Origin of the sequence: Bacillus sp. FJAT-28004 (genome assembly GCF_001280845.1) — a bacterium.
Taxonomy (GTDB): Bacteria; Bacillota; Bacilli; order Paenibacillales; family Paenibacillaceae; genus Pristimantibacillus.
Map to the genome: position 1 here is coordinate 1 of NZ_LGHP01000007.1, position 11,408 is coordinate 11,408.

Annotated in this window: 16 protein-coding genes and 1 pseudogene; 10 read left to right on the forward strand and 7 right to left on the reverse strand. The window is 40.1% G+C overall.

Annotation, left to right across the window (positions count from 1 at the left end):
* Positions 1–203 precede the first annotated feature (203 nt).
* Positions 204–362: pseudogene (locus tag AC787_RS33970) on the reverse strand (ArsA family ATPase); the annotation flags it as partial.
* Between the two features lie 163 nt (positions 363–525).
* Between AC787_RS33970 and AC787_RS32465 the strand changes: the two are divergent.
* Genes AC787_RS32465 through AC787_RS32475 form a run of 3 tightly spaced genes read left to right on the forward strand, consistent with a single transcriptional unit; the run spans position 526 to position 3,954 of the window.
* The gene (locus tag AC787_RS32465; RefSeq protein ID WP_054028603.1) at positions 526–1,839 is read left to right on the forward strand and encodes a spore germination protein; all 1,314 of its coding nucleotides are present in this window, start codon (positions 526–528) and stop codon (positions 1,837–1,839) included.
* A complete protein-coding gene (locus tag AC787_RS32470; RefSeq protein ID WP_054028604.1) occupies positions 1,836–2,918 on the forward strand; it encodes a GerAB/ArcD/ProY family transporter in 1,083 nt (360 codons plus the stop codon). Before AC787_RS32465 ends, AC787_RS32470 begins: the two co-directional genes overlap by 4 nt.
* Positions 2,905–3,954, forward strand: coding sequence for a Ger(x)C family spore germination protein (locus AC787_RS32475; protein WP_054028605.1), 1,050 nt, complete (start codon positions 2,905–2,907; stop codon positions 3,952–3,954). The genes AC787_RS32470 and AC787_RS32475 overlap by 14 nt, the downstream gene beginning before the upstream one ends.
* Positions 3,955–4,337: 383 nt before the next feature.
* Here the strand turns inward: AC787_RS32475 and AC787_RS32480 are convergent, their stop codons facing one another.
* The 4 genes from AC787_RS32480 to AC787_RS32495 form a co-directional block, all read right to left on the reverse strand.
* Positions 4,338–5,444, reverse strand: coding sequence for a site-specific integrase (locus AC787_RS32480; RefSeq protein ID WP_054028606.1), 1,107 nt, complete (start codon positions 5,442–5,444; stop codon positions 4,338–4,340).
* 18 nt (positions 5,445–5,462) lie between these two features.
* On the reverse strand, positions 5,463–5,843 hold the full coding sequence (locus AC787_RS32485) for a hypothetical protein (RefSeq protein ID WP_054028607.1): 381 nt from the start codon (positions 5,841–5,843) through the stop codon (positions 5,463–5,465).
* Positions 5,844–5,847: 4 nt separating this feature from the next.
* A complete protein-coding gene (locus AC787_RS32490; protein WP_054028608.1) occupies positions 5,848–6,459 on the reverse strand; it encodes an ImmA/IrrE family metallo-endopeptidase in 612 nt (203 codons plus the stop codon).
* 69 nt (positions 6,460–6,528) lie between these two features.
* Positions 6,529–6,915 carry a helix-turn-helix domain-containing protein gene (locus AC787_RS32495; RefSeq protein ID WP_054028609.1) on the reverse strand — a complete coding sequence of 129 codons (387 nt, stop codon included), beginning with the start codon at positions 6,913–6,915 and terminating at the stop codon, positions 6,529–6,531.
* A gap of 146 nt (positions 6,916–7,061) precedes the next feature.
* Between AC787_RS32495 and AC787_RS32500 the strand changes: the two genes are divergently transcribed.
* From AC787_RS32500 to AC787_RS32530, 7 genes are all read left to right on the forward strand, one after another.
* Entirely contained in the window at positions 7,062–7,304 is a 243-nt protein-coding gene (locus AC787_RS32500) for a helix-turn-helix transcriptional regulator (RefSeq protein WP_054028610.1), read from the forward strand.
* Between the two features lie 49 nt (positions 7,305–7,353).
* A complete protein-coding gene (locus AC787_RS32505) occupies positions 7,354–7,686 on the forward strand; it encodes a DUF771 domain-containing protein (RefSeq protein WP_054028611.1) in 333 nt (110 codons plus the stop codon).
* 159 nt (positions 7,687–7,845) lie between these two features.
* Complete coding sequence (locus tag AC787_RS32510) at positions 7,846–8,097, forward strand: helix-turn-helix domain-containing protein (protein ID WP_054028612.1); 252 nt, start codon at positions 7,846–7,848, stop codon at positions 8,095–8,097.
* 325 nt (positions 8,098–8,422) lie between these two features.
* Positions 8,423–8,629, forward strand: coding sequence for a hypothetical protein (locus AC787_RS32515; protein WP_054028613.1), 207 nt, complete (start codon positions 8,423–8,425; stop codon positions 8,627–8,629).
* Positions 8,617–9,642, forward strand: coding sequence for a DnaD domain protein (locus AC787_RS34590; protein WP_054029138.1), 1,026 nt, complete (start codon positions 8,617–8,619; stop codon positions 9,640–9,642). The genes AC787_RS32515 and AC787_RS34590 overlap by 13 nt, the downstream gene beginning before the upstream one ends.
* Positions 9,643–9,646: 4 nt before the next feature.
* The gene (locus tag AC787_RS32525; RefSeq protein ID WP_054029139.1) at positions 9,647–9,913 is read left to right on the forward strand and encodes a hypothetical protein; all 267 of its coding nucleotides are present in this window, start codon (positions 9,647–9,649) and stop codon (positions 9,911–9,913) included.
* 118 nt (positions 9,914–10,031) lie between these two features.
* Entirely contained in the window at positions 10,032–10,376 is a 345-nt protein-coding gene (locus AC787_RS32530; protein WP_235561191.1) for a hypothetical protein, read from the forward strand.
* Positions 10,377–10,612: 236 nt separating this feature from the next.
* On the opposite strand, the gene AC787_RS32535 is transcribed toward AC787_RS32530, so the two are convergent.
* Together AC787_RS32535 and AC787_RS35000 are read right to left on the reverse strand one after the other, a co-directional pair.
* Positions 10,613–11,041: a hypothetical protein gene (locus tag AC787_RS32535; RefSeq protein ID WP_054029141.1), complete on the reverse strand. Its 429-nt coding sequence runs from the start codon at positions 11,039–11,041 to the stop codon at positions 10,613–10,615.
* Positions 11,042–11,295: 254 nt separating this feature from the next.
* A partial coding sequence (locus tag AC787_RS35000; protein WP_082361426.1) for an asparagine synthase occupies positions 11,296–11,408 on the reverse strand: 113 nt, incomplete at its 5' end.

Consider the following 11,408-nt stretch of genomic DNA (forward strand, 5'->3'; position numbering starts at 1 on the left):
TTTAGCGGGTTTATGTAAATCATTAAAATGATCTAGGTAATTCTTAATGGCGTCCCGGAAGGACGTAGGTTTCAAGGAGAAATCCTTTATACATCAACGATTTTAATTAGAATTGTGTAAAACGAGTGTAAAATGACTTAGATTTTTATCTGCAGCAGTTCCGCGAAGCCAAATTTTCCAACATCATGTCTCGCGCGCTCCTCTCATTGATCTTTTCCCCTTTCCCGTTCAGTCAAATCCTGTTTGCCAAAACGGATGATCAGCCGGTCCTCCGAGTACCTCGCGCCTTCAACCTGCCAGCCCATCAACGATCTTGGCAAAATAACCTTCCATTTTTTGGCGCTAGCATCTACTGTCAATTCGTTGTCTTTCTGCCGTTAAGTCCAGAGTTTTATAGCGGCACTACACTTGCTTGCAATTATAGGATTGCTTCAAAGGATTAGCTTTTCATCAAGCCTTTTGAACAGTATATAAATTCCATATGCCGCTAATAATAATTACATCAATTATAAGGGGCAAATTCATATGGATAATTTAGTCCAGGAAATGAAAACCACGTTCGCTGATCATGATGATTTTTTCATTCATGAAGAGCAATTTGATCAAACAGCCATTTATCTTATAGGATTTGACACGCTTATTGATTTTACAAAGACAAATTTATATGTTCGACAAATGGCTCAAGTATCTGCTTCAGTTAATGAACTATTAATAAACCTTAGCGACCAGCTTGACGTTAATGCTGAACAGATCAAAAAAGCCATTTTAGAAGGCAAATTAGTGGTTGTCTCAGAAAGCAAACGTAACGCTATTGTGGAACCCGTCCACAGCAACCTGAGGCGAAGCATTGGTGAGCCCCAAAATGAAAGTCCCATTCATGGTCCTTTGGACGCCTTTGGAGAGGATATAGATATTAACATAGGGCTCATCCGAAAGAGACTGGACACTGAACGACTGTGCCATTGTTCATACCAAGTTGGGGAGTTAACAAGCCGAAAGATCTCAATGCTTTATATTAAAGGAAAAGCTTCAAGTGTTCTTATTGAAAAAGTTGACCGGCAATTAAAACAAATTGAATCGGACATCGATACGATTGATGACCTGAATAAGCATTTTGGTCATCGTAAATTCAATCCTGTCAGTCATCTATTCTCAACTGAGATTCCGATTCAAGCTGTCGATTCGTTAAAAAAGAACAGAATCGTTCTTTTTTTGGACAATTATCCCTTCGCGTTTGTTTTTCCTCACCTTTTTGGGGATATGTTGAGTACTGCAAACGATCGAAATTTCCCTATTGGGTTGTCACTCATGATTCGAACCCTAAGGGGATTAGGAGCTTTGGTCACACTTATCCTTCCCGCTTTATATGTTGCCTTAACGTCAGTTAACCCTGAAATATTAAAAACAGATCTCGCCTTGTTTATCGCAGAAAGCAGAGAAGGCGTTCCATTAACATCCATACTTGAAACGATTGTAATGGTCGGATTGGTTGATTTAATAACTGAAGCGATCGTGAGACTCCCTAAAAGCGTAGGCCCTACCGTTACAATGGTTGGCGGAGTCATACTTGGCCAAGCGATGGTTGAAGCGAAATTAGTCAGTAATTTATTAGTCATCGTGACAACAATAATGTTGATTGGAAGTTCTGTCGTAATAGGAGTGCAAAATTCCATGTACCTTCGTGTCCTAAAATACCCTGTTTTAATTTTGGCATCTGTTTACGGTATTGTGGGTTTATTTACCGGATTAATATTAATATGCATATATTTGGCGAGTTTAACGACATGCGATATTCCTTATATGACATTTCGCATGAAAGGAAAGGGAGACACAAAGTGACTCAAAGGCTACAGATTTGGTTAGTTTTTATCATCATGAATATGGGCTTCGGTTTTTTGATGTATCCTCATCTCATATATACGTTATCGAATTCCGGTCATTGGGCAGTGGTTCTTTCTTACGGATTGCTGCAACTGATTCTAATGATGATCTTCAAGAAAGGATTAGATTATTTTCCAAAAAAAGATGTTATCGATATTTGTTTGCAAATGGGAAGATGGGCAGCATTCATTTTTTTTATCCCCTATGTTATCAATCTGACTGTGTTTGTTGCGATCACTCTTCGCGCCCATTCTGAAGACGTTGTTTCAGTTTTTTTGATTCGGACGCCTTATTGGGCGGTATTGGTCCTTCTCTTCTTCATTTCAACTTATACAGCTATTAAAGGTTTAGGCACGATTTTACGTTCCTCGGCATTTATTTTCTTCATCATTAATTTTTTGGTGGTGTTAGTCATTGCTTCCTCGACTATAAATTTTGATTTTCAGAACGCTGCGCCGGCTTGGCCTTCCTCTTTTAATTTCTTATTGAAAGACAATTTTTTCTATCTTATGGGATATTCGGCGATTATCTTTTTAGGATTCGTACCTGCCGAAACCAATTTAAAGTTCGGTCGACTATTTGCGGCATGGGTTTATGTGATATTCTCCTTTCTAACTTCCGTGTATGTGCCGCTTTTAATATTTGGACAAGAAACAGTCGTTACGATTCATTTTCCTGCAAGAGAAGCAGCGGATACAGTCGACATGAGGTGGTTTGTGTTCAGCCGGCAAACGATGTTCTTCGGGCTGTCGTTGATCGGGTTTACGATCATATTAAATGCCGTTTTGCTATGGATGATCGGACAAATCATGCAGAAAACGCTCAAATGGCAGAGAAGCAAAGCCTCTTATTGGATCAGTGCTTTCTCTCTTATCGCATTTATATTCGCAGTAACTGTCCCGAACCGTTCCTGGATTGTAAAACTCCTCGAGTGGAGTAACGGTGCTAACGTTTATTTTATCATTATCCTTCCATCTGCCATTTTTATCTATGGTGTTTTAATTAGAAGGAGGATGGCGGGTTATGAAAAAAATTAATCTTATAAAAATTATTGTTGTACTTATGTTTTTAACCTTTCTCTGCGGGTGTTGGAATGTTAATGAAATCAATCAGCGTGCCCTTCCTTTGGCCATCGGGATTTCCAAGGAAAACGAGGAAGAATTCAAAGTGACACTGTATATTCCAGTAACATCGGTAGAAGGCAAAACAAGAATTGTAACGGAAAAAGGTGAATCCGTTTCAAGCGTTCTGGGACGAATGCGGACAAACTCTGAAGGTGCCTTGGACTACTCAAAAATACAATTTATTGTCATCCAAAACCATTTGGCAAATAACAATCAAGAATGGAGTAAATTGATTAAGTATTTAATGAAATCAAGGGAAATACCGTCAATCGCGTTGCTAGCCATTACAGAAGACGATATTGAGAAAATGTTTGCGATTATTAACGAAAAAAAGGGTTTCCGTGCAACCTCTATATATGACTATTTTTATAAAGGGGCCGGTTGGGCACCGGAGTTCTCGATTACCCGCGTATGGGAAGTTTATCGGAGTTTGTTTTCCTATACGAAAGATATAGCCGTTCCGGTCGTTAAATCCGGAAAGGATACCGTTTTTATCTTCGAGGATTTGGCAGTTTTGAAAAATGGAAAAATAACGGGAAGAATCAGCCCAAGCGAAAATCTATTAGTTAATTTGTTTCAAAATCGTAATGCACGAGGACAGAATGAGAGTCTGGGCTTTGCCAGCATCAGGGTAATAAACAGCTCTTTGCAAATTAGACCGTCAATGAAAAATAATGAACCGCTGGTTTCAAGCGATTTAAATGTAAAAATAGACATTTTAGAGAGAGAAGAGGGCGTGACGAATAGCCGGATATTAAAGGAACTCGAGAAGCTAATGGAAAAGCGGTTTAACGATATGTTCGAACAAGCCCAAAGAAACAAAACGGATATTTTCGGCTTTGGCCAACATTTCCGTCATCAGATTCCATATCATGAACTAAAAGACTGGAGAGAAGAATATTATCCTAAGTTAAAAGTGAATTTTCAGGTCCATGTAAGTATGGAATAACTATTGCGGGTGTTGTCAACTTCGCTGGTACTACCATTTAACACGGTTTATCCTGACCTACTCGGGATTAAGCTATACTGGTATTAAGATATAAACACTCGGCAGGTTAACGGTAACGTCACCGACCACGGAAGCTGACGATCCAACGCTTCCGAATTTTTCGGATCATCGAGCTGCGGTAGTTGCTCAAACAAAAGCAATTATAGGATTTAACAACGATATTGTTGTTAAGAACAAAATTAGGACTAGTTTTTTCAGAACCACCATTAGCACCCCGCATGCGTTTATTCGTGTAGGATTTCTCAAGAATGGTGTCTTTATCAATGGACAGATTTGTTTAGAAATACTGCCCGTTAGTTTAATGATCCTGAGTACAACTGAAGTCATACGACCATATTCTCAAATGTCTTAATTGTGCTTTGTACATCGCGCTCACGAAGTTCTTTGACGATATGTGCATAATATTGCATAGTTGTCTCTATGTCGCCGTGACCTAGCCTCTCGCTGACGTAATAAATTGAAACCCCTTTGTACAACAATATACTAGCATGCGTATGTCTCAAGCCGTGAACAGTTATTGGATCAATTTTGAGCTTTTCAAGCAACAAACCTAATGCTTTGTTAGCTCCGTTGTTACTAATTACTTTATATTTTGATTGAGGGCTGTGAAATACCAGTCCATGAATATTTTCCGGTGTACGCTCGAAGAGCTCCATAAACAAGTCCATGGTTTTTTTGTCCATTGTAATCGTTCGATTAGACTGTTCATTTTTTGTAGGTCCGAATCCCTCATGCATCTTATTGGTGTAACCCCAAGTCTTATTAATAATAATTTCATTCGTTTTAAAAGAGAAGGATGACCTTGTCAGACCGACTAGTTCACCGAATCTCATCCCAGATGTAAGACCTAATAAGATCAAATAATTAGTAAGTGTATTAAGATTATCAGTTAACTCCTTTAGCAGACGTTTGCTGTCGAAATAGTTCAAATGTTTTTCTTCGGGACGTTTTGACGGAACAGATCCTGAAAAAGTCACTCTACGAGTAAAATCCGAATGAATAATGCCTTCGTCTATTGCTTCTTTAACACAAGCTCGTATATGAGTGTTGATCTTCCTTGTGGTGTCCTTAGCCCTACTAGCCCCGTACTCGTTCAAAAATGCCTGATAGGAGCGTTTGGTTATATTTTGAATAGGTATACCGCCAAACTGTTCTTGAATTGTTTTGAGCGTATTTAAATAACGCTCCCTCGTGTTATTAGCAATGTTAGGTTTATATACTTTTAGCCACTCTTCAAAATATTGGTCAAAGGGCTCTAAACGTAGATGAGGAGTAATTCCTTTCCTGAGCTTGTTTTCGATCTCGGCAGCTGCTACCTGTGCTTCTTTTTTAGTATTGAAACCACCCTTGCGTATTGGTTTAGAATCGCCTTTAATCATCCGACTGATAGTGTATTGCCAGGTCTTTCCGCGCTTCACGAAACTAGCCATAAGAATCCTCCTCGCTATTTAATAAGTCAGAAATCCACGAAGACTATATTGTAATGTATCCTCAATATCGCAAATACGTAGAACAATGCGTTGGATGCTTGAGAGGTCTAGAGAGGTTGGTTTTGGTTGGATAGAATTCATAACAGCTTCTCGAACAATTGAGAGTGAGATCCCGAGCAAATGCTCATTGTCTATATGTCGAGTATAAGCAATATCCGGGACAGTAACTGCTTCACGCTCAGAATACATCTCATCAAAAGTTAACCGTTCGAACGGAGCTTGAATATCAATAAATAAGATTTTTTCCCAATCATAGAATGAGCTGTCAACGATCATCCAAATAGGTGTCATTCGTCTGTCCTCTCCTGATTCTTCATACACGACCTTGACGTTCAACATGTTACTATACCTTCCTTTCAGCAACTTGACGATTTAATTGATCCAGAATTTTCATCGTGGAGTCAGAATAGCTGTATATTGTTGGTCTAGGTGTCGTTCTAGCGCGCAGATTGCGGTCATAACGTTCTTGTTTAATCCGCCCGTATATTTGGTCAATTCTGCGATTAACGAGTTCCTGGGTCAATCTGAAGGCCTCTGACAGCACTTTAAGATAGTTTGATTGATATTGATTAACATTAAATTCTTCCAACATGTAAGCAGGCATTGCCGAGTACATTTGAAAAAGTGTCGCCTGAGCCTCCTGCAGGTCCACAAATGAAGGTGGCAGCTTACGTTGATTACCTACATGTCTTGTTAGGTGACCAAGTTCATGGAAAAAATCTTCGCGTTGTTCAGGCTCGTTATCATGGATATTGAGGAACATGAGACAGTCGCCATCATCATCGAAAATTACTTTTGTGTTCCCGTCAGCATAGACAATATAGGCATCGAATAACGAAGCGATTACATCCAGGTCCAAATCAGAAGCGGATAGTATTCCATTTTCTCTATAAATATTTGAAATCCGTATTTCCAAATCTGTAGGCTTGTATAGTGTCAGGTTAAAAAGATGCAATGTACCACTCCTAAAATGAGAATGTATGTTCGTATTATAGGGTAAAAAATATAGCCCGAGAAGAGGCTATTATTTTTTATTATCTTTTTCTTGTTCACGTTCTTTCTTACGTTTCTCTTTATGTAGTCGGAACATTTCAAGTTGTTGCTTCAGATGTTCGGCTTCTTCTTCGTTGATTTCTTCAGGTGGGCCGCCTAAATAAGCAATATAAATTTCACTGTCTGGAACATGATGATTTCGTACAGAAGGCTCAGGTTCATCTGTTCGACCTGTTAAATAATCGATACTCACATTAAAAAAATCCGCGATTCTATCTAACCGTTCTCTTCTAGGAAGCGAATCTACTGTTTCTAATCTTCGAATAGTAGTTGCAGGAATATCAAGGGCACTTGCTAATTGATCCTGCGTAAGACCCTTTTGTAACCTTAGTTTCTTCAATCTTTCTTGAAAATTCACGGTATCACCACCTACATTAATGATAATAGAAAATGTTCGTAAAATAAACGTTCAATAAACGAACATTTTGTATTGACACGCTCATAATATGAACATATAATGTGGATATAACGTTCGTAAAACGAGCATTGGAGGTGGTGCAAGATATGAAAATCAAACGAATAGAACTCATAAAAGCTAGAAAAAACAAGGGATACACCCAAAGCGATCTTTCAGAAATGGTAGGTATTTCACGAGCATATCTTGCTAATATCGAGCGGGGTGAACACGATCCTTCGCTAAAAGTAGCGCAATCTATATCAAAACATCTTGGTATAGGTACGGATTCGATTTTTTTTGAAAAAGATGTTCGAAATATGAACATAGTGATCACAGACAAGGGTGCTTGAAAATTTTGTGATAGTAAGTATCCGTATTTAGCTGGAAGGAGAGATGAAAATGGAACAACGACTTAATGTTCAGATCACAATACCTATTCCGTCCGACTCCGTCTTGATTAGTAAAGTTGAGTTGGACGAACTCAAGAAAACGGAACTATCTGGTGTGTATTGGACAATGAAAGATATTGAAGCTCGCATAAATCGCAAAAGCGAATGGATTAAAGAAAATATTCTTTTCCCTTCAAAGTTTAGAAAGTTTTTAGACGTAGATCAGGGCGGTTTTGTATTTTATCCAAAGGTTAAAGGTCAAACATGGAGCTTCCAGGCTTCGAAAATGGCTGAGTTCCTTGATAAAAGATTTAATCAAATTTTTAAAAATGTTGCCAGTTAAAAAATTTCCCGACATCGGGTGCGCTGATGTCGGGCTAGTTGAGGGGAACGTTGGCAAGGCAAACAGTAACGGTATATCTGTATTGTAATGCCACGTCATCATTCTGAGATTCTAATATGGAATATATTCTAAATCGGAATAGATGGGGGTGAATATTAAATGACAGCCGGAACATTTATGAAAATTTGCCGTGAGCAAGCAGGGATTAGCCAAGTAAAGCTTGCTAGACTCCTAAACCGTACACAGTCATGCATAAGCAAACTTGAAAAAGATCAGAAGACATGGGACATACATACGTTTAGGGATTGGACCAAAATTACAAACCAAGCAGAGGCGGGGATAGCATTCCTGTATGGAGTCGATCCAGCATCCATTTTACAAACAGTTCTACAAATTTCGGGAGCAGCTTAATCGGAGAGGTGAGTTGTTATGACGCTTGAGGCAATGGCGAGGATATGGTTTGACAGAAGTCCGCTGCAGCATGAGGTTATTGTCAGAAATCTAATCAAGGTATCAAGAAATGAAAAATGCCCGTCGGCTAGGACGGACATAGTTACGGACCCGACTAAGGAATCTCGTTTTGTCTATTATAGCACATCCACAAGAGACAGTCTGAGAGATTGTAAGAGTTAGACGATTTAGGCGATTGCCTTTATCGTCGGGTGTCCTGAGCGTTAGCTGGGGGCTTCCGACGATGCAGAGCAAGTAGGTATCAACACAGGGGGAAGGTGCACGGATGATTGTGTTAAAGGATGATTCGGTTCGTTTATCTTCGGGTGAAACAGGAATCGTCATCGAGTTATGGGGACGAGCTAGACCGTTTATGACCTTTAAACGCGATTCTGACGGTGCATCCATTCCTCTGCAAGCCTCGGAGGTTAATGAGGTATTAAAACGAAATCGAGCCAGCAAGGAAAGGAGTGGGAGTTTTTGGCATGGATAGAGAGTCATCAAGAACTAGCAAGGCATCCGAAAACAAAGCGTTTGTCACGAAAGCTAGGCGTTAGCGTCCCGGCAGCTATCGGTCATTTACATATGTTGTGGTGGTGGGCTGTTGATTATGCCCAAGACGGCAATATATCCGACTATGATCCAGAGGACATTGCGGAAGCAATAGAGTGGCCCATAGAAAACGCAGACAAACTCTTGCAAGCCCTTGAGGATGCTGAGTTTATCGATAGAGTGGAACGGTGTGTCACTATTCACGATTGGTTCGATTATGCGGGACGTCTGGTGGACAATCGAGAAAAGAACAAGGAAAGGAAACGGAAGTCACGCGAGAATGCTAAGAAAGGTAAAGAGAGTCACACTGATGTCACGCGTGACACAACCGTGACTCTTGGTGACGGCAAAAGCGGTCACGGGGCTACAGTACCTGACCTTACCTTACCTAACCAGACCTTACCTAACCAGACCTTACCTAACCAGACCTTACCTAACCAGACCTTACCTAACCAGACCTTACCTAACCAAACCCTACAGAACCATACCAGTACAAAAAAAGAGCAGGGAGAAAAATCGCTTGCTGGTGGTGGCAATGATCCTGTTAATAATCCATTTCGTCTTTTTGAAGCTGAGGGCTTCGGAACAATCAGTATGGTCATTGCTGATAAATTGAACTTTTTTATTGATGACTACGGGGAACGGTGGACATGTGAGGCAATGAAAGCAGCTGTTGTAGCAGGCAAACGAAACTTAACTTATGTCAAAGGTATTCTTGAGCGTTACAGAGCTGACGGAGTGGACGAGCCTTGGAACGTTGTTAAGAAGCCAACAAAAACGCAAAGCCGATCTGGTAAACCACAGATTGAGATCGTCGCAGAAGACCGTACGAAGACAGCTATAACCGATGAGAGTCTTCGAGAATTATGCGATTTAGCAAGAAGAGCCGATGGCCTTCCGAAAGCTACTGAGGGAGATTACCTTGAATTTATCCGAATAGCAAGAAAGGAGTGAGTCAATGTCTGTTGCAACAAGAAAGAACAAAACAGTTGTCTGTGAGGAGCTTAAATATGAGTGGCATCCTGAGGAGTTAATCGAGATAGGCCGCTTATGGCAGGAGCAATTCACAATTAACCATATCGCTCGATATTTTAGACGGGATCGAAGGGAAGTCGTTATTGCGCTTCTTGAGATCCTAAATGATACGCAACTCCAGCTATTGTTTGGCGACAAATGGGGCGTAAGGACATACCGAAAGCCGATTAAAGCCGTTTGTATCGACTAGTGTGGAAGAGAGCTTTTAACTGAAACTTGAAACAACATAATGAATATAGAAATTGCGTAGTAGACCCATATTGTGAAGGAAGAAGTGGTGGTTATTTTTTGGTCAACTTGTGATTGACATGGACAAGCATGATGCAATGGCGTATAAGGGTTATGGTTACACCGGTCTGCCTGAACGATTTGAACTAGATGTACTTTGTCTGGCTCCAGTGATAGGAACAGTAGAGATGTCCGAGGTACAGCATCAATTAATCGTTGCAGCCTATGAAAAGGGCGGCGAATGCGCTTGGTGTGGAACTGTTGCTCCTGAATTGAGGCAATGCCATATATTCGACAGTGATCCGAACGGCGATAAGATGTGCAAAGAATGCTGGGACCACGATAGAGCGGTGTACAAAGGCAGTTATGGAGAGGATATTGGGCCGTATAGGCGTAAGCGCCAAATCTCGCACACCTGTTCATAAGAGCCCTAATCCGTCACAAATGAATCCATCATGCATACGAAAGGATGGATTCAGATTGGGTACGTAATACAAGTGCTTTGTGCCAAGCGAACTAAAGCTTTTGGCCTGCGGCTCCACGGATATGAGCAAAAATCATAAAAAATTTCAGTTTGATCACTTGCCTGATGTTGGTGTGCTAAGCACGACTTGACCGTGCATCAATAAAAATATCGGTTGTACAAGTGACTTGGATATCTTTACAGAAAGTTTTTTAATTGTTGAATGTTATTTTCCTCAAATCTCAACAGCTTTTCCATGAGACCTACAATCTCATGTTCTGCCTGTTGGTATCGTTTGATGTTCTTCACCGCATCAATTACACCCATATTACTTCCTATAATTAGCATTTCAGAAATATGGGAAGATGATTTGTTGGTCAGCGTTTGCATGTTGATCATCAGATAGGTTTTGAATTTGTCGAATGTGCTAATCCCTTTTTCATCATAACCGTTTTTGTTTAGTAGTGACTTGGCAACAGTGTTAATTTCTTGGTACTCATTCAACTGGGACTGTAAATGGTTCTTGAAATTTTCATCTTCGACAATGCCTATCAACTGATGTATTGTATCTACTCCCATTTGAGAGTTCTGATATATAAAATTCAAAAGCTCTGCATTTCCACTCATGGTGATTTCACGCTCCTTTAACGTTTAGTATGAGCGCCAGTCAACTTAAGTATACATGAAAAATTACTGCACCAACCGGAATGCAAAGTCTCTTTCTGTGTTACTACTTAATATAGGTATTATTAAGGCTAAAATTGTACGTTTCTTGTATGTATAAGTTTCGTAGTGCGACGATAAGGCGAGTTAAGTAATTCAATGAATACGGAAATATATGAGGGAGGCAAGAAAGAACCTCCCTGCTAATCTCGCCAAACCTATCGGTGTTCTACCAAGTCGATTGCACCAAGAATAAGATGGGCAAGTCCAAAACCTAGAACACCAGTACCAACAAGTTTGTACTTGCTTTTAAGCAGTGTAGCACCAGAAG